Here is a 21782-nt window from a genome sequence, read left to right as displayed (position 1 = left end):
CACGGCACGTTATCGCAATTTTCTGCCGATGCTCATACGGCCGGATTAATCCCCGGCCGCGCTCGCAGTTCGCCTTAGTGCCTCGCAGGCTCGGTTCCCTGGATGGCGGAGAGGATCCATTCCGTGCCGGGTTTGCGGGTGAAGGTCCAGAGTTCGGTGGATTCGCTCGGGTTGCGATCGTCGCCGTCGACGAGCTTGCCGCTGTTGCGGTCGACCATGGCATCGATGCTGGAATAGCGCATGGCGAGGGTCGCGTAGTCGACACCATTTTCGCGCCATGCTTCGGATACGTCGCCCTGCAGCAATTTCACCTGCGATACGGTGTTGCGGACGCCATTGGTGGCGTTTTCGCCGAGCTCTTCGGCCAGGTAAGACATGGCTTCAGGCGTCGTCAGGGCGCGGATGGCACTATAATCCTCGGCGCCGTAGGCGGTCTGGATTCTGGTCAGCAGTGCCTCGAAGCGGCTGTAGTCGGTTGGCGACAGGCCGATTTCGTCACTTGGCTTGGCCGAGGTCTTCGGCGCGGCGCTGCCGGAACCGTAGCCTGAAGATGAGCCGCCCAAGGTCGGAATGCGGAAGGACGGCGTCATCGGCGACGGGCCGGCATAGGCGTTGCTCGCCGACGGTGAGGCGGCACCCTGCCGGCGGTTGGCGAAGAAGCGCATAGCGAGCATGATCAGGCCGCCCACGATGGCGATCTGCAGGAGCATGCCGAGGAAGCCGGCAGCACCGCCAAAGCCGTTGCCGAGGAACATGCCGAGCAGGCCGCCGATGGCGAGGCCGCCGAGCAGCGAGCGGCCGAAGCCACCGAACATCCCGCCGGTGCGGGGTGCGTTGACGCCAGGCTGCGGCTGAAATTGCGGCGAGGTCTGGGGTGTCATCGAGCGCTCGATCGGAGCGGCTGTGGTCGGGGCCGTGCTGGTGGCGGGAGGTGCCGTATAGGTGCGGGTGCCTCGGCTGCCGAAGCTCATGCCGCCGCCGGCGCGCCGGGCATCCGCATCACCGATGGTAGCAAAGACGCTGGCCGCTGAAACGACGGCAATGAGAGCGAATTTGGCGAAACGCGAGGCAGCGGGCATTGCTTCTCCTATGGGGCACGGAACTGTGACGCTCCGCATATAGGGACTGCAGATCACAGTTTTAAGCTCTCCCAACGATTCTCCTTGCGGGGACTTTTTGTGACTTCCCATCCCACTGTCCCGTGCTGCGGGCCAATGGGGATTGAAATCCTTGCCGGTGTAGTCAGACGGCGCGGCGCACCTCGACCGGCACCCCCTTGTAGGCCGGAGTGCCGGACTTCCGGTCGTAATGGCCAAGCGCGATGACGCTGTTCATCTCGGGATAATAGCCGGCCACCGAGCCCTTGGGGATATCGTAGGTGACGACGGTAAAGCCGCGCACCGTCTTGCTGGCCGACGGGCTTTCGTTCGGATAGGGGGCCGCGACGATATCGATCTTGTCGCCTTCCGTCAGGCCACGTGCAGAAAGATCGTCCTTGTTCATGAAGACGACATCCCGCCTGCCGAACACGCCGCGATAGCGGTCGTCCATGCCGTAGATGGTGGTGTTGTACTGGTCATGGCTGCGCAGGGTCGTCAGCACCAGCACGCTATCGCTGGACAGGCGCGGATCTTCGTCGACGCCGGGGGCGACGAGAAAGGTCGCCTTGCCACTTTCCGTCTTCCAGGTGCGATAGGTGGCGGGAACGTCCAGCCGGAAGCCGCCCTTGACGCGGACGCGGGTGTTGAAGTCGTGAAAATCAGGGAAGACAATCGCAATCTTGTCGCGGATGCGGTCGTAATTCTCGATCATGCCGTCCCAATCTATGCCGTAGCGATCTCCGAGGGTCGCCTTTGCCATGCCGGCAACGACCGAGGGTTCGGAGCGCAGGTGCTCGCTTGGTGGATTGAGAAAGCCCCGTGAGGCGTGCACCATGGACATCGAGTCCTCGACGGTCACGGATTGTGGCCCGGATTTCTGGGTGTCGAGGTCGGTACGGCCGAAGACCGGCAGCAAGATCGAGGTCTTTGCCAGGAGCAGATGCGAGCGGTTGAGCTTGGTGGTGATGTGGACCGCCAGATCCAGCTTGCGCATGGCAGCGAAGGTGGCATCGGGATCGGGCATGGCGACGGCCAAGTTACCGCCGAGGCAGATCAGCGCCTTCGACCTGCCGTCGCGGATCGCCTCGACAGCTTCGACGGCATTGTGCCCCTTGTCCATGGTCGGGCGGAAGCCGAAGGCGCGCTCGATGCCGTCGATCAGCGGCTTGGTCGGGATCTCGGTAATACCAACAGTGCGGTCGCCCTGGACGTTGGAATGGCCGCGCAGCGGACAGATGCCGGCGCCCTCCTTGCCGATATTGCCGCGCAGCATCAGGAAGTTGGCGAGTTGCTGGACATTGGCGGTGCCGTTGGCGTGCTGGGTGATGCCCATGCCGTAGCAGAGGATGACCTTTTTGGCATTGAGGTAGACATCGACGGCGCTCTCGAGCGCTGCCCGCGTCAGGCCGGAGCTTTCGAGGATGGTGTCCCAGCTGGTGGCTTCGATATCGGCTTTCAGAGCTTCCAGGCCAACGGTATGGGTTTCGATGAATTCGCGATCCAGCACGCCCGTTCCCCCTGTAGCAAGGTCTGCGGCATCGCGCTCGAAGATCGATTTCATCAGGCCCTTCAGGGCAGCCAGATCGCCGCCGGTGCGGACCTGGTGGTAGGCGGAAGCGATCGGCGTCGAGGAGAAGGTCGCCATCTCCACCGGACTTTGCGGCGAGGCGAATTTCTCCAGCGCGCGCTCCTTCAGCGGATTGAAGACGATGATCGGTACGCCGCGACGGGCGGCCTCATGCAGCGTTCCCATCATGCGAGGGTGGTTGGTGCCGGGATTGTGGCCAAAACTGAAGATCGCGTCGCAATGGTCGAAATCCTCCAGCGTCACCGTTCCCTTGCCGACGCCGATCGATTTCGGCAGTCCGACGCTGGTCGCCTCGTGGCACATGTTCGAGCAGTCGGGGAAATTGTTGGTGCCGTAGGCGCGCACAAAGAGCTGGAAAAGGAAGGCAGCCTCGTTCGAGGCGCGGCCCGAGGTGTAGAATTCGGCCATGTGCGGATCAGGCAGCTTGTTCAGTTCGGTGCCGATCAAGCGGTAGGCTTCGTCCCATTCGATCGGCACATAGCGGTCGCTGTCGCGGTCGTAGACCAGCGGATGGGTCAGTCGGCCGGCATCTTCCAGCTTGTGGTCCGTCCAGTGCCAGAGATCGCTGACGCTGTTGTCGGCGAAGAAGCTGGGCCCGACGCGCTTTGCAGTCGATTCCCATGTGATCGCCTTGGCGCCGTTTTCGCAGAATTCGAACGAGGAGGTGTGTTTCGGGTCCGGCCAGGCGCAACCCGGACAGTCGAAGCCATCGGGTTGATTGGCTTTCAGCAACGTCGTCGTGCCTTGCGTCACAACCTGCTGCTGGGAGAGCGTCTTGGCAACGGCGCGCAATGCGCCCCAGCCGCCTGCCGGCGCGTCGTAGGTTTCGATGCCTTCAGGACGCTTCTTGCTCACGGTGCTTCCTCTTCCTCGTCGATGGTTTCAAAGGCGATCTCCGCCATATCCGAAGCATTATAGTTGAGCTCTGACGAAGGACCAGTCACGAAGCGGCGACCGCGCATCCGCTACCGACGTATTTCTTGTGCCGGATAGTAACAATAATCGCGGTTACTCGGGGCTTCAAACGGTCATGGCGTTGAATTTTGCCGGCCGTAGTGCCACTATGGGTTAAATGATTTGCAGCGAATGAGGAAAGCCGGATTTGGCCACGGGCAAGGTGAAATGGTTCAACGTAACCAAGGGCTATGGTTTTATCACGCCGGACGATGGCAGCGCTGATGTCTTCCTGCATTTGCGGAAAATCGAGGAAGCGAAGTTGCCGCCGCTCGAACCCGGCACATCCCTGGAATACACACTGGGTGACAAGAACGGCAAGGTCTTCGCCGAGAACCTTGTGATGATCGCGCCGCCTGCTCCTGTTGCCAAGGTCGAGGCTCCCGTGCAGCAGAAACGCAGTCCGAACCCTGTTGTCCAGGAAGTCGATGCCGACGCCGAATTCGAGCGTGAATGGGGTCTGCGGCGATTCTGATCGAATTTCCGAAGGCCAGGGCGCGTCCATCCGAAGTCCCCGAAGAGGACCAGGGTTCCGTCCCCACGCCACGGATGTTGGCCTGGACGCGCAATGCGACGCTATCCCGTCTCGAGCGACGGATGATGACGGAAAAAGAGCTTTCTGAAGCGATCGTCAAAAAAGCCAAGGCGAAATTCGAAGACATTACAGGCGACCAGCTGCGGGCGATTTCCGCTGCGGCAGTCGCTCTGGCTTATGAGCAGAAGGCGCTGGATGACGGCGCCTATGCCCGCCAGAAGACGGACGCCGCCGTGCGCAACGGCAAGTCGAAGCGGTTTATTGCACAGACGCTCTCGGCAAAGGGTGTTGATACCGACGTCGCTGCTTCGGCACTCAAGGATACCGACGATCTCTACGCGGCGGTGGTGTTTGCCCGGAAGCGCGCCTTCGGCCCGTATCGGCGGGGGGAGGTCGATGACAAGCGCAGGGCCAAGGAGCTATCGGCGTTCGCCCGCAACGGGTTCGGCTTCACGATCGGCAATGCGGTCTTCGAGATGAGTGCCGACGAAGCGGACGCCATCCTGGCAGGCTGACGGCGCCGCTTCTGGCATCTGCTTATTCGTCTTCACCGGCACCGGCAGCGTCTTCATCCAGCAGATTTTGCGCCAGTTCGCTGATGGCGACTTCGGCCTCCTCCAGCGACCAGCCGACGGCCTCGGCGCGTTTCGCCAGGGCTGCCAATGCCGGAGACATGGTGCCGCCTGCAGCGGCAACGACCGTGTTGGACTGGACGCCGGCAATCTCCATGAACGCCTTTTCCAAAGCCTCCTGGCAGTCGATATCCCTGTCGCGATATTTTCCTTCGCGTTGCGGCTTTGCGAGAGGGTTCATCTGGTCTCCGATCCTGTCTGTGCAAGCGCCGATTTAGGCTTCGGGCGGCCTCTATGCAAGGGTATCTCTCGCGGCTGAGGCTTTGATGAGCGGTTCCGGTCGGCGGGCCGGCGACGGCAGTCATCTACGCCAGCGGAAGATTACCGGGTTGATTTTTCTGGATAGGACCCATCTGCAAGGCTAATGCGAGGGAACGCCGCGTTACATCCGACGTTGCTGGCAGACATAACGAGGCTTACCTATCGATGCGTTTCCCCAGATTATCCGACCTTTCCCGAAATCGCATTCTGCAGATGGCGGCGGCGGCCTGTTTTTTCCTGGCGCCGGCAACCGCGTTTGCTGAAGAAGGCGCCAAGGGGGGCGCGTCGGAAAGTCTTTTTCTGATCCAGATCGTCATCCTGGTGGTCGTCGGCCGCCTGCTCGGCGAGGCCATGGTGAGGATCGGCCAGCCGTCGATCATGGGGCAGATCATCGGCGGCATCATTCTCGGACCTTCGATCCTCGGCCAGATCTGGCCGGGTGCCCAGGCGCATATCTTTCCGATGTCTCCCGAGCAGAAGAGCATGACGGATGCCGTGGCGCAGCTCGGCATCCTGTTCCTGCTGCTGCTGGCCGGCATGGAAACCGATCTCGGGCTCGCCAAGCGGCTGCGGCGGGCAGCCCTTGGCGTGTCGCTGACCGGTATCGCCGTGCCGTTTGCCGCCGGTTTTGCGCTGGGGCAGCTTATCCCGGTAGAGTTCCTGCCGGATGCCAGCAAGCGGCTGGTGACGTCGCTGTTTCTCGGCACTGCGCTGTCGATCTCGTCGGTGAAGATCGTCGCCTCCGTCGTTCGCGAGATGGACTTCATGCGCCGCAACATCGGCCAGCTGATCGTCGCCTCGGCTATCATCGACGATACGGTCGGCTGGGTGATCATCGCCGTGACCTTCAGCCTGGCGGAAAAGGGCGCCGTCGACCTGCCGACGCTTGCCAGGGCGGTCATCGGCACGCTGGCCTTCATGGCCTTCAGCTTTACCATCGGCCGAAAACTGGTGTTCGAGATCATCCGCTTCACCAACGACCGGTTCCGCAGCGACCTGCCTGTGCTGAGTGCGATCATTGCCATCATGGGCGGCATGGCGATCATCACCAATGCCATCGGGGTCCACACGGTGCTGGGCGCATTCGTTGCCGGTATCCTGGTCGGCGAATCGCCGATCCTGACGCGCCAGATCGACGAGCAGTTGCGAGCGCTGACGACGGCGTTGTTCATGCCTGTGTTTTTCGGGCTTACCGGCCTGCATACCGACCTCAGCGTGCTCGGCGATCCCTCGACGCTGATGCTCGCCGTCGGACTGATCGTCATTGCCAGCGTCGGCAAGTTCGGTGGTGCCTTTGCCGGCGCCAAGATCGGCAAATTTTCGAATGCCGAAGCGCTGGCACTCGGCTGCGGCATGAACGCGCGCGGGTCGACGGAAGTGATCGTCGCCACTATCGGTCTCTCCGTCGGCGTCCTCGACGAGCGGCTGTTCTCGGTCATCGTCGCCATGGCCGTGGTGACGACCATGGCAATGCCGCCGACGCTGCGCTGGGCACTGGCGCGTCTGCCGATGCGCGACGAGGAGCGAGAGCGGCTGAAGCAGGAAGAGTTCGAGGAGCGCAGCTTCCTGCAAAAATTCGAACGGATCCTGCTCGCGATCGACGTCTCCGCAAGCAGCCATCTGGCCGCGCGCATTGCCGGCCATTTCGCCGCGGTGCGCAAGACACCCGTGACCGTGCTCGACATCATCGGCGAGGATGCGCCGTCGGCAAAGCCGGAAGCCGCTGGCGATAGCGATCCGAAGGCAGCCGTCGCCCGGGCCGAGGAGGGTGCAGAGCGCGTCAAGGCTGCGGCCGACGACGCGGTGGCAACGACCACAGATCCGCACCAGCCGGAAACAACAGACATTCATATCACCACAAAAATCAAGGACGCCAACCTGCGCAAGATCCTCGGCGAGGGTGCGGAGAAGGGCCACGACCTGTTGTTCATCGGCGTCGAGCCGACGGTCGATCCTGCCGGTGGTTTCCACGAACAGCTGTCTGTCATGACGTCTGCCTTCAGGGGAACGACGGCGATCGTGTCTTCGCGGGGCGAACTGCCGGTCGACAAGAATTTGCGCATCCTGGTGCCGATCAGCGGCACGGAACGTTCGACGCGCGCCGCCGAGCTTGCCTTCGTCATTGCCAAGGCGACGGAGTGCCAGATTTCGGTGCTCTATATCCGCGAACCGCAGCAGATCCGCTCGCTGCCGCGCGTCAGCGACGCCAGCAACGCCCATGTCGCCGCGTTCAAGAAGATCGACGAGATCGCTCTCTACAACGGGGTCAAGGTCCGCAAGATCGTCCAGGAGGGGGCAGCGCCCGAGCTGTCTATCCTGCGGCATGCGCGCAAGGGCGATTACAACCTCATCGTGCTCGGTGTCAGCCGCAGGGCAGGGGAGCGGCTCTCCTACGGCGCAATTGCCGATACCCTGCTGGAAGCTGCCGACCGGTCCTTCGTGTTTTTCGAAACCGAGTAAAGGCCGGCTCCTGGATTCGATTGGGAACCTAATGATTTCGTCGACGTTTGAAGCCCATTCTTCACAATCTCAGGAATGTCACGTTGGACAACAACCCGCACGCTCCGACCAGCCGCGCCGCGAGGCCTGAAGACGCAGTCGAGGACGGCGCCGAGACGAAGGCTTCAGAAGACACAGGACATGACGGTGAGGAGAAAAAGCCTTCCGTCTTCCGCCGCCATCCATTCATCGTGCTGCTGGCGATCGTCGCCATCATCCTCTTGGCCATCGGCAGTTATGTTTATTGGCTCATATACGTCCATCCCTACGAGACGACGGACGACGCCTTTGTAGACGCGCGCAGCTTTTCTGTTGCCGCCAAAGTCTCGGGCTATGTCTCAGAAGTGCCGGTCACCGATAACCAGCACGTCAACGCCGGCGATGTCATCCTGAAGATCGACCCGCGAGACTACCAGATTGCTCTCGACCAGGCGAAAAGCCAGATCGACGTGTCCAATGCCGCGATTGCAAGCGCCGATGCGCAGATTGCCGCCAGCGCGGCATCGATCGACCAGCAGAAGGCTCAGCTGGCTTCGGCAGCGGCAGCCCTGCAGTTTGCGAGGGACGAGGCCAGCCGGCAGGACCAGCTGCTGAAATCAGGCGCCGGCTCGCAGCAGACACAGCAGCAGGCAACATCGACCCTGCGCCAGAACGAGGCCAACCTTGCCCAGGCGCAGGCGAGCGTCACCTCTGCGGTCAAGAACAAGGTCGCATCCGAGGCACAGCGCGCCAGCGCCGTCGCCGACCTCCATCAGGCCGAGGCTCAGGTCGAGACGGCCGAGCAGAACCTCAAATATACGACGATCTCGGCTGCCCAGCCCGGCCGCGTCGTCCGTCTCAGCGGCTCAAAAGGCCAATATGTCCAGGCGGCACAGGCCGTCGCGATGTTTGTGCCGGACGAAATCTGGGTCACGGCCAATTTCAAGGAGACGCAACTTACCGACATGCGTCCGGGCCAGCCGGTGGCTGTCACGATCGATGCCTATCCGGACCACGTGCTCAAAGGCAAGGTTGCCTCCGTGCAGCCCGGCTCGGGCACGGCCTTCTCGTTGCTGCCGGCTGAAAACGCCACCGGAAACTATGTCAAGGTGACCCAGCGCGTACCGGTGAAGATCCTCGTCGACAGCTGGCCGGCCGATGTTTCGATTGGGCCCGGGATGTCGGTCATTCCCATCGTTACCGTCCGGCCGAGGCGCTGACGGTGAGCGCCGCTGCTACTTCCGGCGGGGCGGCTGAGAAGTCGTCACCGGTCGTTAATCCCTGGCTGATTGCGATGGTGGTGTCGCTCGCCACCTTCATGGAAGTGCTGGATACGACAATCGCCAATGTGGCACTACGCTACATCTCTGGCGGCCTCGCAGTCAGTTCCGACCAAGCGTCCTGGGTGGTGACGACCTATCTGGTATCGAATGCCATCGTGCTGGTGGCCAGCAGCTTTATCGCCAAGCGCTACGGACGCCGGCGCTTCTACCTCGCATGCCTCGCTGTCTTCACCATTTCCTCCATTCTGTGCGGGTTGGCATGGAACCTCGAATCGCTGCTGCTCTTCCGCATGATCCAGGGTTTTGCAGGCGGCGGCATGGTGCCGATTTCGCAGTCTATCCTCGCGGATTCCTTTCCGCCGGCCAAGCGCGGGCAAGCCTTTGCACTGTTCGGCGTGGCTGTCGTCGTTGCCCCTGTCGTCGGCCCGACGCTGGGTGGGTACCTGTCGGATAATTTTTCCTGGCACTGGTGCTTCCTGATCAACGGGCCCGTCGGCGTGCTGGCCTTTGCCTTGGTCTATATGCTGGTGCAGGAGCCTGAAAAGCTTCGCAAGGAGCGGGCCGAGATGCGAAAGAAAGGTATCCGTTTCGATATTGTCGGCTTCCTTCTGGTGGCCACCTTCCTCGGCGCCCTCGAAATGGTGCTCGACCGTGGGCAGACGGAAGACTGGTTCGATTCGAACTTTATCGTCGTCACCACGTCGCTCTGTGCGATCGCGCTTCTGGCGGCCATCCCATGGCTGTTGACCAAGCGTAATCCGGTGATCGACGTCGGACTACTGGTTAGCCGGCAATTCGGCTCCTGCTTCATCGTCATGCTGGCGACCGGCGCCATCCTGATTGCCACGACACAGTTCATCCCGCAGGTGCTGCAGGAGAACTTCGGCTATACGGCCACGTGGGCCGGACTTGCCTTGTCGCCCGGCGGTGTCGTGACAATGATCATGATGTTCGTCTGCGGCCGTCTGGCGACAAAGGTCCAGCCGCGATACCTGATCGCCATCGGCGGGGGCATCATCGCTTTCGCCATGTGGTACATGACGCGGCTCTATGCCGATCTCAACTTCGGTTTTTTCGTCTGGTCGCGGATGTATCTCGGGCTTGGGTTACCGCTGATCTTTATCCCGATCACATCGGCCTCATACGACGGATTGCGACCAGACCAGACGGACCAGGCGTCTGCGCTCATCAATGCGGCCCGCAATACCGGCGGTTCCATCGGCGTATCGATCGCCTCCAACGTGCTTGCGCATCGGGAGCAATTCCATCAGAGCCGGCTGATCGAGGGGGTGGTTCCCTCGGATCCCGGCTATATCAGCACGCTGCAGTCGGTCACCCAGTATTTTGTCGACAGGGGCTCCAGTATGGTGGATGCGCAATCGCGGGCGCTGGCCTGGATCAGCGCGCAGGTTCAGAACCAGGCGAGTTATCTCGCCTATATCGACGTCTTCCATACGCTGATGGTGATTTCACTCGGTGTCATTCCGCTGGCGCTGATCCTGCGCAAGATCGACCTGACGGGCGGGGCGCCTGCCGGCGGCCATTGATTATCGAGGGTTGGCGCCGCTTATCGCGCGCGGAAGATTGGTGACACCGGCGTCAGGATCTGACCGGAGCAGACGACCGCAACGCGTTGCTCCGTCGTCTTGGCAAGATACATGAACTCATCTGCCCGCCTGACGAACGATGCTGGGTCGTCGTCGGCACCGAGAAATGCGACGCCGACAGCAGCGCCGGTATCGGTAACATGCCCTTCAATGGCGATAGGCTTGAAGACGCGCTCCATGGTCTCGCGGATTGTCTGCGGCAATGTCGATGCGGTGACCGGATCGGTCTCTATCAGTATTGCGAACTCATCGCCGCCGATCCGGGCGATAAAGTCGTTGGCGCGCGAGTGCTCGCGCAGACGGGCGGCTATTATCCGCAAGACCTCGTCGCCGGCGCCATGGCCCAGCCTGTCATTGACTGCCTTGAAACCGTTCAGGTCGATGAAGGCGAGAGCCAGGATATTCCTGGTCGGCCTGTTTTCGTTGAGGTGTTCGGCGATCACGGCGTCGAAGCTGGCCCTGTTCGGCAGTCCCGAAAGAGCGTCTGTCATGGCCGAGGCCTTCAGGGCGTTCTCGATCTCGCGTTGCTGCCGGACGCGAGACGAGACGTCTACGATGACCTCGACATCGAAGGAGACGCCGTTGACGACAGTGCGCTGGGCGGAAATCAGCGTCGGTATAGTGGTGCCATCGACATGAACGATATCGACCTCCTCAAGCACATAGCTACCTTCTTCTGCCAAGAGGCGATGGCGACGGTCGCGCGCCGGGCTATCGATCGCCGATCCTTCGGAAATGAGCTTCTTCCCCCGGATCTTGTTCCAGTTGAGACCCGTCAGGCGAAGATAGGCGTCGTTGACCTTCGCATAGCTGGAGGTCCGTGTGTCGCTGGTGGTAATCGCCATGGCTATGGGCGCCAATTCGAACATCCGCACCAGCATCGAAGCCAGCACGTCTGGTGGAATTACTTCGTCCTCGTCCATGGCCAGCCCCGGAATTTTCGTGGATGCGGCGACCCTATTTTGAAAGCCTTAAGGCATGGCTAAAATACACGTGATAGTTATCGACAGCAATGAGCTTGTCTCACTGGGCGGGGCTATGAGAGTGAACGGACAGACTATGCGGCGGGATCACCATCCTGGCCGCACACTGCCTCGGTTACGGTTTAACGTTTTCAGGAGTGGAGCCCGCGGTTCGGCTTCTCGTCTTCGCGGCCGAAATTGTGAGCATCGACAAGAGCTTCGATGATCGCGAGGGTCAGTCGGACAACCTTCTGCTCCTTCGTCCAGCGCGGATGGTCGCTGGTCGATTCGATGATGTCGAATCCCTGGTCGGCAACGATTGCTTCGGCCCGATCAAGTGCCCAGCCGGTAAAATTCTTGGAACTATTCATTCTTTATTCCCGATAACACACAGCTATCCGCAGCGCAGCGCAGCGAGCGGTAAGGGATTCGAGCAAAGAAACCGTTAAGCCGCCAAGCGGCTGGTCCGCGCCCCTTGTGCCAGAAAGACCCACGCGCGGATGCTGGAGAAGGGCAGCGGTCGGTGCCCGGAAAAGGCACAAAAAAGCCGGGCAACGGGCCCGGCCTGGATGCTAGATGGTTCTAAAAATCAGGCCCAGGGATGGACTACGGCGTTGGACTTTTCAAAGCGGTCGATGGCCGCTCCCTTTTCCAGCGTCAGGCCGATGTCGTCCAGGCCGTTCAGCAGGCAATGGCGCTTGAAGGGGTCGAGATCGAAGGTGATCGAGCCGCCGTCAGGACCGGTGATTGCCATGTTTTCGAGATCGATCGTCAGAACGGCATTGGAGCCACGCGAAGCGTCGTCCATCAGCTTCTCCAGGTCTTCCGGCGAAACCGTGATCGGCAGAATGCCGTTCTTGAAACAGTTGTTGTAGAAGATGTCGGCAAAGCTTGTCGATATGACGCAGCGGATGCCGAAATCGAGCAGGGCCCAAGGGGCATGCTCGCGCGACGAACCGCAACCGAAATTGTCGCCGGCAACCAGGATCTTGGCGTTCTGATAGGCTGGCTTATTGAGCACGAAATCCGGATTCGGCGTACCGTCATCCCGGTAGCGAGCCTCGGCAAACAGGCCGACGCCGAGGCCGGTGCGTTTGATAGTCTTCAGATAATCCTTCGGGATGATCATGTCGGTATCGACATTGACGACCGGGAGAGGTGCCGCGACACCCGTCAGCTTCACGAACTTGTCCATGGAAATTCCTGCCTACGATTTCGCCGCATCAACGAATTTTCCAGCTAATAGAGCAAATTGGGCAGGAAATGAAGAAAAATATCGTGAAGATTTCGCCACGGTATGACAAAAGGGTGATGGCGAGAGTGGACGACGGGGAGCGGCAGCGATCACAGATCGATGATGGTGCCGCGGCCGTCGTTCCAGATACGCATCGGCTTTGTTCCATTTGCGGTGGCGCGAACGGGCACCGGCTTGGCGCGGGTCGATAGCACGCGAACGGCGAGGAAGACGGTCAGAATGGCGGCAAAGACCAGCGTCAGGGAAACTGTGAGTAAGGCCAAGCCTGCAAAGATTGCGACGCCTGTGAAGGCGAGAAACAGCGAACGGATATTCTTCATGGCTTTGGGACCCTTTCTCTGCAGCCAATGTGGCCCCAGACCCGCTGCTATGCAAGAGGAGAGTGGCTTTTTGTTGTCTTGCCTGCTGCAGCAAAGATTGGCAGAAGTCGTCTATGAGCCGTTTTCCGCACACCCGTTCCGCGCGCCTGCGCCGTTCCGTCCTCAGCGTGCCGGCGATCAACCGCCGGGCGCTCGAGAAAATCCACGATCTCGATTGCGATGCGGTGATCTTCGATCTGGAAGATTCCGTTGCCTCGGAGCGTAAAGAAGAAGCGCGGGACAATGTGCGTGCCTTCTTTGCCGGGCCGAAACCTCCCGGCAAGGAACTGATCATCCGGATCAACGGGCTCGATTCCATGTTCGGCAAGGCCGACTTGGACCTCGTGCTGGCGCTGCGGCCGGATGCGGTGTTGCTGCCCAAGGTCGACGAACCTCAGGACATCATGACAGTCGGCGACCGGCTGGCCGATGCGGACGCGCCGGAGGAGCTGCGCATCTGGGCGATGATCGAGACGCCAAGGGGCATTCTCAATGTTGCCGCCCTTGCCGAATTCGGCCGGACAGGCGGTTCCAGGCTGGACTGCTTCGTCGTCGGCCTGAACGACCTGCGCAAGGAAACCGGCGTTCCGGCACTGCCAGGACGGACCTATCTGGTGCCTTGGCTGATGCAGGTGGTGCTGGCAGTCCGCGCCTACGGGCTCGACGCGATCGATAGCGTTTTCAACGATTTCAGGGATCTTTCCGCATTTGCCGATGAGTGCGCCCAAGGTCGGGCCATGGGGTTTGGCGGCAAGATGCTGATCCATCCGGCCCAGATCGACGCCGCCAACCGCCACTTCGGCCCCAACGAGGCCGCCGTCGCGCAGGCGCGGAAAATCATTGCTGCCTTCGCCGAGCCCGCCGCCGCCGGGCTCAACGTCATTGATCTCGACGGGCAGATGGTCGAGCGGCTGCATCTTGTCGAGGCGGAGGGACTGGTCCATAAAGCCGATCTCATTGCAGACCGAAAGACGTCGTCATGAAACTCTATCGCTTCCTCACCGGCCCGGACGATTCCGCCTTCTGTCACAAGGTATCGGCGGCCCTTTCCAAGGGCTGGGTGCTGTCGGGTTCGCCGACCTATGCCTTCAATGCCGCAACCGGCGTCATGCAGTGCGGCCAGGCCGTCGTGAAGGACGTTCCGGGCAAGGACTACTATCCCGACATGAAGCTGTCGGAGCAGTAGAGCGGGCGTCAGCGATCCGTGGCTTCCTCGGCGCTGGCCTCGATGCGTTCCATATCGTCATCGCTGAGGCCAAAATGGTGGCCGATTTCGTGGATCAGGACGTGGGTGATGATATCGCCCAGCGTCTCGTCGTTCTCGGCCCAGTAATCGATGATAGGCCGGCGATAGAGGCGGATGCGGTTGGGCATCTCGCCGGTCTCTACCGTAAAGCGCTCGGAAATGCCGCGGCCTTCGAACAGGCCGAGCAGGTCGAAAGGCGTTTCCAGCGCCATGTCATCGAAGATCTCATCATCCGGGAAATCCTCGACCTCGATCGACAGGTTGCCGGTCAGAGCACGGAATTCCTCCGGCAGATGGCCGTAGGCTTCGGCAGCGAGCGACTCGAATGCGCTGATTGTCGGCGCGTGGCGGTCCCGCCAATCGTCGCTCTGGTCAATGCGGGCCATGATCTCATTCCCTTCTTTCGGCCCATATAGAGGCTTTGGGGAAATTTTTCGAGAGCCAATTCAAGGCAGGAATAAATTCACAGAGAATCCCTGTTGACTCTTCTTTAGCGCTCTGGAATCTATAAGAACATAACAGGAACAATCTACTCAGGAGCTAACGTCCATGGCTAGCAATGCCGTGGCGCGGGAGACGCTTTTTGCCCTGCGCGAAACCATCGCCCGTCTGGAAGGCAAGCCCGTGACGGCCATTTTGGCGACCGAGCACGATCGCCTGGGCAACGAAAGTGCTGCCTCGGGCAAGGCTCGTTCCGTGGGGAAGGCGCTGCTCTCGAGCGGTGTTGCGGATCTCGATGTGGCGCTCAAGGGGGGCTTTCCCCTCGATGCGCTGACCGAGATACGCTCTTCCAGCCTGCGTGATGCAGGGGCTGCGACCGGCTTCGTGCTGGCTTTAGCCGCAAGGCTCAGGGCGCGCGACAACCATGCCGGCGTCTCGCCGGTCCTCTGGATCGGCGAGACGATGGTAATGCTGGAAGCAGGCCTGCCCTATGCCCTGGGCCTACAGGATTTCGGCGTCATGCCACGCGGCTTCCTGCACGCGGCGCCGCGAAAACTCGAAGAGGCGCTGTGGCTGGCGGAGGAGGCGCTTGCCAGTGCCGTCTTTACCCTCGTCGTGCTCGAGGTGCGCGGCAATCCCGCCCATTTCGGCCTGACGGAAAGTCGCCGGCTGAGCCTGCGGGCCAAGGCTGCCGGGCGACCGCTGTTTGTCCTCAGGCAAGCCGGGCAGGAAGAGGCCAGCAGCGCCCTTCTGCGCCTTCATATCGAACCCGCGCCGGCCTCGGCGCGGCCTTTGCCGGACGGATCGATGCTGGGCGGCAGTATCGGTAACCCGTCCTTCCGTCTCACCCTGGAAAAGAGCCGCAACCCGGCTCCCTTATCATTTGTCCTCGAATGGAATGCCCATGACCGCCAATTTTCCCCTGTCAACCGGCAGCCTGCCGCTGTCGAACGGCCAGCAGCGCATTCTGGCCCTCACATTTCCCCGGCTGTCGACCGACCGGATCGCCCGCAAGCGCTGGGGTCTGTCGTGGCGTACCACCGGGCGTCCTGAGACGCCGCCGCTGGTCTGCGCCGGGCGGGTGAAAAATGCCATGCGGCTGATAGCCCTGGAAGCGGCGGCCGAGGGCATCGGTCTGAAGCCGGGGCAAGGCGTGGCCGAGGCACGGGCCATCTGTCCAGACCTTGATGTGGTCGAGGAAGATGATGCGGCCGACCGGCGACTGCTGGAGGCGATGGCCGACTGGTGTGACCGCTATACGCCGCTGGTATCGCTGGATGGTCGTGACGGCCTGTTCCTCGATATTACCGGCTGCGCCCACCTTTTCGGGGGTGAGCGGGCACTGCTGAAGGATGTGCTGCACCGGTTGTTCCATCTGGGTCTCGAGGTGCGGGGCGCCATTTCATCTTCTCCGGGCCTCTCCTGGGCCGTCGCACGCTTTGGCCGCAGCGGCATTGTCGAAGCGGATGAGATGGAGACTGTGCTGGCGCCATTGCCCGTGGCGTCGCTCAGGCTCGACGGACCGACCGTCGCCGCCCTGCAGAAGCTAGGCCTGAAGCAGGTCGGCGATATCATCGCTGCCGCCCGGGCGCCATTGGCACGACGGTTCGGCGCGCATCTGCTTTTGCGCCTCGACCAGGCGCTCGGCCTTGACGAGGAGCCGATTTCGCCGCGACGGCCAGTGGCCAGCCTTTCTGCCGAACGACGCCTCATCGAGCCTGTTCAGGCCGAGGAGGATATTCTTATGCTCGCGGGCCAGCTCGGGGCTGCCCTGAAGCCAGGGCTGGAAGCCCGCGGTATCGGCGGTCGGCTGTTCGAACTGCTGCTGTTCAGGGTCGACGGCGCCGTATTCCGGATTTCGGCCGGTGCGTCGAAGCCGCTGCGCGAGCCAAAACGTATCGCTTCTCTGTTTTCAGAGCGTATCAAGGCCGTGCATGACGATCTCGATGCCGGCTTCGGCTACGAGATCGTCCGCCTTAACGTGCTGCAGCATGAGATCTTCGATGCGTTGCAGGCGGACTTCACTGCTGATGGACCAACGGAGCAGTCGCTTTCCGCTTTTGTCGACCAGGTCGCAGCCCGGCTCGGGCGCGCCTGTCTGCAGGCGCTGGAACTGGCGGAAAGTCACGTGCCGGAGCGGGCGGCGCTGTTCGTGCCCGCAGCGGACGTGCTGTCCGACAAGCCGCGACAGACGACCGGCCCGACGGTCGGGGCCGGCCGGTCCGAGCGACCGCTGCGGCTGTTCCGGACGCCGGAGCCTGTCGAGACGTTCATGGCGGAGGTGCCGGAGGGACCGCCACAGAGATTTCGATGGCGGCGAACGATGCACGAGGTGCTGCGCGCCGAGGGGCCGGAGAGGCTGGCACGCGAATGGTGGCTGGATGGCGAGGCGGCCCCGCCACGCGACTATTTCAGGCTGGAAGTACAGAGCGGCCACCGCTTCTGGATGTTTCGCGAGGGGCTCTATGGGCAAGGCGCGTCGCCGCGCTGGCTGATGCACGGGGTTTTCGCATGAGCCCGCGCCCGGCGCCTATGTTCTTCGAGATCGGGGCGAGAACGAATTTCTCGTTCCTTGAAGGCGCCTCAAGTCCGGAGGAAATGGTCGTGGCGGCCGAATCCTGCGGCCTGACCGGCCTTGGCATTGCCGATCGCAACAGCGTTTCGGGGGTGGTGCGCGCCCATGCGATCGCCCGGCAGAACGGCTATCGATTCCAGCCCGGTGCGCGGCTGGTGTTTGCCGACGGTACGCCGGATATTCTTGCGTACCCGGAGAACCGGGCCGGATGGGGCCATCTTTGCCGGCTGCTCAGTGCCGGCAACCTCAGAACGGAAAAGGGCTGCTGTATCCTGCATGAAGAGGATCTGTGTGCCTGGGGGGACGCCATGATGCTGGCCGTTGTCCCCGACCCTGCCCTCGTTTCCGATGCTGCCGGCTGGAAATCGCTGACGACCTGTCTCGAGCGGTTGCGCGGTCGCTTTCCGCAGCAGATGCATCTGGCCCTGTCGCCATCCTATGACGGCCGAGACCGCTTCGTCTTCGAAGCCTTTGCAATGCTGGCTGCAAAGACGCGGTTGCCGTTGATTGCCACCAACCAGCCTCTCTATCATGGCGCTCAGAGGCGCCCGCTTGCCGATATCGTCACGGCGATCCGCGAGCATGTGACGATTGCCGATGCCGGATTTCTTTTGGCGCCCAACGCAGAGCGCCACCTCAAGCAACCGCGTGAAATGGCGCGGCTTTTCGAGGCCTATCCCAAGGCGGTCGCCAACACGCAGGCCTTTTTTGCCCGCTTGAGGTTTTCGCTGGACGAACTGAAGCATAATTATCCGGATGAAAGTGCACCGGGGGAAACGGCGGCGCAAACCCTGGAGCGGCTCACATGGCTCGGCGCCGCGCGCCGTTATCCCAGTGGCGTGCCGGAGAAAATCTCCACGCAGATCGCCTATGAGCTCGATCTCATCCGGCAAAAGAACTACGAATCCTACTTCCTGACGGTTCACAAGATCATCCAGCACGCTCGTTACGAACTGAATATCCTTTGTCAGGGGCGGGGCTCGGCGGCCAATTCGACGCTTTGCTATTGCCTCGAGATTACCGAGGTCAATCCGGAGAAGAGCACGCTGCTGTTCGAGCGCTTCATCTCCATGGACCGCGACGAGCCCCCGGATATCGATGTCGATTTCGAGCATGCCCGCCGCGAGGAAGTCATCCAGTATATCTACAGGACCTACGGCATCGCCCATGCCGGCCTGACGGCGGCGGTGACCAGTTATCGCGCCCGCTCCGCCGGCCGCGAGGTCGCCAAGGCATTCGGGCTCTCCGAGGACGTACAGTCGGCGCTGGCAAGCACCGTCTGGGGCTGGTCGTCCGACGATCTGTCGGAGCGCGAGGCGCGCGCCGCAGGGCTCGATCTTTCGGATCAAACGACGCAGCGGGTGCTGTCCTATGCCTCCGAACTGATGGGATTTCCCCGCCATCTCACGCAGCATGTCGGCGGCTTCGTCATTACCCGCGACCGGCTCGACGAGATCGTGCCGATCATGAACACCGCCATGCCCGATCGCTATATGATCGAGTGGGACAAGACCGATCTCGATGTACTCGACATCCTGAAGGTCGATATCCTAGCGCTTGGCATGCTGACCTGCCTTGCCAAGGCCTTCGACATGCTGGCGCTGCACTACGAGGTGAAGAAGACGCTCGCCGATCTCGGTAACGACGATCACCAGGACGGCGAGCCCGTCTACGATATGATCTGCCGGGCGGATACGATCGGCGTCTTCCAGATCGAAAGCCGGGCGCAGATGAGCATGCTGCCGCGCCTGAGGCCACGGGAGTTCTACGATCTGGTGATCGAGGTGGCAATCGTCCGGCCAGGGCCGATCCAGGGCGACATGGTGCATCCCTACTTGAAGCGTCGGGAAGACAAGCGCCGCGGCCTGGAGATCGAGTATCCGAGCCCGGCGCTGGAGGCAGTGCTGAAGCGCACCCTCGGCGTGCCGTTGTTCCAGGAGCAGGCGATGCAGATCGCCATCACTGCAGCCGGCTTCCTTCCCGCCAAGGCCGACCGGCTGCGACGCTCGATGGCCACCTTCAAGCGATCTGGAAAGGTCAACGAATTCAGGGACGACATGATCGCCGGCATGCTGGCCAACAACTATTCGCAGGAGTTTGCCGAGCGCTGCTTCAGCCAGATCGAAGGCTTTGCCGAATACGGTTTTCCGGAAAGCCATGCCGCCTCCTTCGCCTTGCTGGTCTATGCATCCTGCTGGTTCAAGACCTATTATCCGGACGTCTTCTGTGCGGCGCTGCTGAATTCGCAACCGATGGGTTTTTACGCGCCGGCGCAGCTGGTTCGCGATGCGCGTGAGCACGGTGTCGACGTTCGCCCGGTCGATATCAATCTGTCGGAGTGGGATTCGATCCTTGAAGATGCACCTTCTCCCAACGCCATCGACCCTAGGCATGCATCGATGCAGGGTGTGATCCGGACGCAGAAGGCCGTCCGGCTGGGCTTTCGACAGGTGCGTGGAGTATCGGAGGGCGACATGAGGGACCTCCTCGTGGGACGGCGCGGCGCCGGATATGTTTCCGTGCGCGATCTCTGGCTGCGGTCCGGGCTGACGAGAAGCGATATCGAGAAGCTGGCCGATGCCGATGGCTTCCGGTCAATCGGTCTCAACAGGCGGGAGGCTCTCTGGGCCGTGCGGGCGCTGGATGCCAAAAATGCGGCTGAGAACCTGCCGCTGTTCGATCTCGCCGACAGGGCCGATCTGCAGGTCGAGCCGGAGGTTACCCTCCCCACCATGTTGCCGGGCGAAGAGGTGATAGAGGATTATCGTGCCCTGTCGCTCTCGCTGAAGGCGCATCCGGTAGCATTCCTGCGCACCGAGTTCACCGGGATGGGCATTGTTCGCAATGTCGATCTGCTTACCGTTCCATCCGGCCGCAAGTTGATCATTGCCGGTCTGGTGCTGGTGCGCCAGAGGCCGGGGTCTGCAAAGGGGGTCGTTTTCTTGACGCTCGAGGACGAGACGGGCGTTTCCAACGCCATTGTCTGGCCGAAAATCTTCGAGAAATACCGATCGATTGCGATGGGCGCGCGGCTGGTGAAGATCCATGGGCGGCTGCAAAGTGCCAATGGCGTCATTCACGTGGTTGCCGATCACCTCGAGGACCTGACCCCTGCACTCGGCATCCTGCAGCGTGAAGCAAGGCGTTTCGGCGCGAGCGAGAGAGCGGACGAAGCGTTGCGTCCAACGGCCGACCATCGGCAGAAGAAACTGGCCTTGCAACTCGAGCGCCTAGCGCGTGAAAGGGCGGTGAAAAGGGATGTCCCGGATCTTGCGGATATCTCCGGGACTGCCAGTGTCATGCCCAAGGGGCGGAATTTTCATTGAAAACACTCGCCATTCACGGCGATGTGACACACTCGCGACATCCTGTGGAAGCCGGCATCAGAATCTTTCTTGACATCCAGTCTCTTCTTTATCAAAAACAGGATAGCAAGTGTCATGTTTGACGGACTGAAGAACCATGCTGGTCTGCAGCTGTAATTACATCACCGATCACGATATCCGGGCAGTCATCAACGAGCTGCTCGACGAAGACTGTTGGCAGCTGATCGTGCCGTCGAAGGTCTATCATGCGATGTCGAAGCGCGGACGCTGCTGCGGCTGTTTTCCCGGCGTGGTCGACCTGATCATACAGACAACCGAAGACTATCATGCCCGTCGCCACTCGACGGATGTCGAAATAGTTGATTTCATGTCCCGTCTTAAAAAGTTCCACGAAGACCAAAGGAGAGCGGACATTGAAAGGCGACATAAGAGTCATCGAGCGGCTTAACGAGGCACTGTTCCTCGAGCTCGGTGCCGTAAACCAGTACTGGGTGCATTACCGGCTGCTCGAAGACTGGGGCTACACCAAGCTTGCCAAGAAAGAACGCGCCGAATCGATCGAAGAGATGCAGCATGCCGACAAGCTCGTCGCCCGCATCATTTTCCTCGAAGGCCATCCCAATCTGCAGACGCTTGCACCGTTGCGTATCGGCCAGACCGTCAAGGAAGTGCTGGAGGCAGATCTCGCCGGCGAATACGACGCGCGTGCCGCCTACAAGATTTCGCGCGATATCTGTCATGATGCCGGCGACTATGTTTCGATGAAGCTTTTCGAAACGCTGCTTGCCGATGAGGAGGGTCATATCGACTTCCTCGAAACCCAACTCGAACTTTTCGCCAAGATCGGCGCCGAGAAATACGGGCAGCTCAATGCCGATTCGGCCGACGCAGCCGAGTAGTTTCATAGACGCGGCAGCCTGCAAAGGCTGCCGCTTTTTTTTGCCTTGGCCTGCCGGTTTCGCTTGGCGCGGTGCAGAAATGTAACGTCAAAAAATGTGTCCTATTGAACGGTCTGCCTCAGGCAGCCGTAAGAATTGCCTGCTATCCAACTTTTTTAAAGTTAGAGCATGGCGATGATACACTGGGCTTTTGAGCTGCCGAACGGACAAATGGAAACTGCCTGCGGGAGCAGACAGCAATTCAGTTCATGGTTAAAGCAGAAGGCGCTTTGTCGTCGGTC

Annotated in this window: 20 protein-coding genes; 12 read left to right on the top strand and 8 right to left on the bottom strand. The window is 61.2% G+C overall.

Annotation, left to right across the window (positions count from 1 at the left end):
* Nucleotides 1–74: 74 nt before the first annotated feature.
* Both PR017_RS15320 and PR017_RS15315 read right to left on the bottom strand, forming a co-directional pair.
* On the bottom strand, nucleotides 75–1079 hold the full coding sequence (locus PR017_RS15320) for a Tim44 domain-containing protein (RefSeq protein WP_111222078.1): 1005 nt from the start codon (nucleotides 1077–1079) through the stop codon (nucleotides 75–77).
* Nucleotides 1080–1242: 163 nt separating this feature from the next.
* Entirely contained in the window at nucleotides 1243–3543 is a 2301-nt protein-coding gene (locus tag PR017_RS15315) for an FdhF/YdeP family oxidoreductase (RefSeq protein ID WP_111222077.1), read from the bottom strand.
* Nucleotides 3544–3790: 247 nt separating this feature from the next.
* On the opposite strand from PR017_RS15315, the gene PR017_RS28420 reads away from it, so the two are divergent.
* Together PR017_RS28420 and recX are read left to right on the top strand one after the other, a co-directional pair.
* A complete protein-coding gene (locus tag PR017_RS28420; protein WP_111222076.1) occupies nucleotides 3791–4117 on the top strand; it encodes a cold-shock protein in 327 nt (108 codons plus the stop codon).
* The gene (gene recX / locus PR017_RS15305; RefSeq protein WP_111222075.1) at nucleotides 4096–4692 is read left to right on the top strand and encodes a recombination regulator RecX; all 597 of its coding nucleotides are present in this window, start codon (nucleotides 4096–4098) and stop codon (nucleotides 4690–4692) included. Before PR017_RS28420 ends, recX begins: the two co-directional genes overlap by 22 nt.
* Nucleotides 4693–4714: 22 nt before the next feature.
* On the opposite strand, the gene PR017_RS15300 is transcribed toward recX, so the two are convergent.
* The gene (locus PR017_RS15300) at nucleotides 4715–4990 is read right to left on the bottom strand and encodes a hypothetical protein (RefSeq protein ID WP_111222074.1); all 276 of its coding nucleotides are present in this window, start codon (nucleotides 4988–4990) and stop codon (nucleotides 4715–4717) included.
* A gap of 245 nt (nucleotides 4991–5235) precedes the next feature.
* Between PR017_RS15300 and PR017_RS15295 the strand changes: the two genes are divergently transcribed.
* From PR017_RS15295 to PR017_RS15285, 3 genes are all read left to right on the top strand, one after another.
* On the top strand, nucleotides 5236–7530 hold the full coding sequence (locus PR017_RS15295) for a cation:proton antiporter domain-containing protein (RefSeq protein WP_240539118.1): 2295 nt from the start codon (nucleotides 5236–5238) through the stop codon (nucleotides 7528–7530).
* A gap of 83 nt (nucleotides 7531–7613) precedes the next feature.
* Nucleotides 7614–8768: an HlyD family secretion protein gene (locus tag PR017_RS15290; RefSeq protein WP_240539117.1), complete on the top strand. Its 1155-nt coding sequence runs from the start codon at nucleotides 7614–7616 to the stop codon at nucleotides 8766–8768.
* Nucleotides 8769–8770: 2 nt separating this feature from the next.
* Nucleotides 8771–10378 carry a DHA2 family efflux MFS transporter permease subunit gene (locus tag PR017_RS15285; RefSeq protein ID WP_425070002.1) on the top strand — a complete coding sequence of 536 codons (1608 nt, stop codon included), beginning with the start codon at nucleotides 8771–8773 and terminating at the stop codon, nucleotides 10376–10378.
* Between the two features lie 20 nt (nucleotides 10379–10398).
* Here the strand turns inward: PR017_RS15285 and PR017_RS15280 are convergent, their stop codons facing one another.
* From PR017_RS15280 to PR017_RS15265, 4 genes are all read right to left on the bottom strand, one after another.
* Nucleotides 10399–11361: a GGDEF domain-containing protein gene (locus PR017_RS15280; RefSeq protein ID WP_240539116.1), complete on the bottom strand. Its 963-nt coding sequence runs from the start codon at nucleotides 11359–11361 to the stop codon at nucleotides 10399–10401.
* A 191-nt stretch (nucleotides 11362–11552) separates the two neighbouring features.
* The gene (locus tag PR017_RS15275; protein ID WP_111222071.1) at nucleotides 11553–11771 is read right to left on the bottom strand and encodes a hypothetical protein; all 219 of its coding nucleotides are present in this window, start codon (nucleotides 11769–11771) and stop codon (nucleotides 11553–11555) included.
* A gap of 218 nt (nucleotides 11772–11989) precedes the next feature.
* Nucleotides 11990–12595 (bottom strand): 3-isopropylmalate dehydratase small subunit, encoded by a 606-nt coding sequence (gene leuD, locus PR017_RS15270; RefSeq protein WP_111222070.1) that lies wholly within the window; start codon nucleotides 12593–12595, stop codon nucleotides 11990–11992.
* A 149-nt stretch (nucleotides 12596–12744) separates the two neighbouring features.
* Nucleotides 12745–12975: a hypothetical protein gene (locus PR017_RS15265; RefSeq protein ID WP_111222069.1), complete on the bottom strand. Its 231-nt coding sequence runs from the start codon at nucleotides 12973–12975 to the stop codon at nucleotides 12745–12747.
* 113 nt (nucleotides 12976–13088) lie between these two features.
* On the opposite strand from PR017_RS15265, the gene PR017_RS15260 reads away from it, so the two are divergent.
* The gene (locus PR017_RS15260) at nucleotides 13089–13997 is read left to right on the top strand and encodes an HpcH/HpaI aldolase/citrate lyase family protein (protein ID WP_111222068.1); all 909 of its coding nucleotides are present in this window, start codon (nucleotides 13089–13091) and stop codon (nucleotides 13995–13997) included.
* On the top strand, nucleotides 13994–14200 hold the full coding sequence (locus PR017_RS15255) for a DUF1737 domain-containing protein (RefSeq protein WP_111222067.1): 207 nt from the start codon (nucleotides 13994–13996) through the stop codon (nucleotides 14198–14200). The genes PR017_RS15260 and PR017_RS15255 overlap by 4 nt, the downstream gene beginning before the upstream one ends.
* A gap of 8 nt (nucleotides 14201–14208) precedes the next feature.
* Here the strand turns inward: PR017_RS15255 and PR017_RS15250 are convergent, their stop codons facing one another.
* A complete protein-coding gene (locus PR017_RS15250) occupies nucleotides 14209–14646 on the bottom strand; it encodes a metallopeptidase family protein (protein WP_111222066.1) in 438 nt (145 codons plus the stop codon).
* 163 nt (nucleotides 14647–14809) lie between these two features.
* On the opposite strand from PR017_RS15250, the gene PR017_RS15245 reads away from it, so the two are divergent.
* The 5 genes from PR017_RS15245 to bfr all read left to right on the top strand — a co-directional run bounded on the left by PR017_RS15245 (nucleotide 14810) and on the right by bfr (nucleotide 21501).
* Complete coding sequence (locus tag PR017_RS15245) at nucleotides 14810–15754, top strand: ImuA family protein (protein WP_240539115.1); 945 nt, start codon at nucleotides 14810–14812, stop codon at nucleotides 15752–15754.
* Entirely contained in the window at nucleotides 15639–17216 is a 1578-nt protein-coding gene (locus tag PR017_RS15240; RefSeq protein WP_275113042.1) for a Y-family DNA polymerase, read from the top strand. The genes PR017_RS15245 and PR017_RS15240 overlap by 116 nt, the downstream gene beginning before the upstream one ends.
* Nucleotides 17213–20602: an error-prone DNA polymerase gene (locus tag PR017_RS15235; RefSeq protein ID WP_111222064.1), complete on the top strand. Its 3390-nt coding sequence runs from the start codon at nucleotides 17213–17215 to the stop codon at nucleotides 20600–20602. Before PR017_RS15240 ends, PR017_RS15235 begins: the two co-directional genes overlap by 4 nt.
* A 136-nt stretch (nucleotides 20603–20738) precedes the next feature.
* A complete protein-coding gene (locus PR017_RS28315) occupies nucleotides 20739–21050 on the top strand; it encodes a (2Fe-2S)-binding protein (protein ID WP_111222063.1) in 312 nt (103 codons plus the stop codon).
* Entirely contained in the window at nucleotides 21016–21501 is a 486-nt protein-coding gene (bfr, locus tag PR017_RS15225; protein ID WP_111222062.1) for a bacterioferritin, read from the top strand. The genes PR017_RS28315 and bfr overlap by 35 nt, the downstream gene beginning before the upstream one ends.
* The last annotated feature ends 281 nt before the right edge of the window (nucleotides 21502–21782 follow it).

The organism is Rhizobium tumorigenes (assembly GCF_003240565.2).
GTDB classification, from domain to species: Bacteria; Pseudomonadota; Alphaproteobacteria; order Rhizobiales; family Rhizobiaceae; genus Rhizobium; species Rhizobium tumorigenes.
Note: the sequence above shows the minus strand (reverse complement) of the source record. Positions and strands in the feature narration are given on the sequence as shown.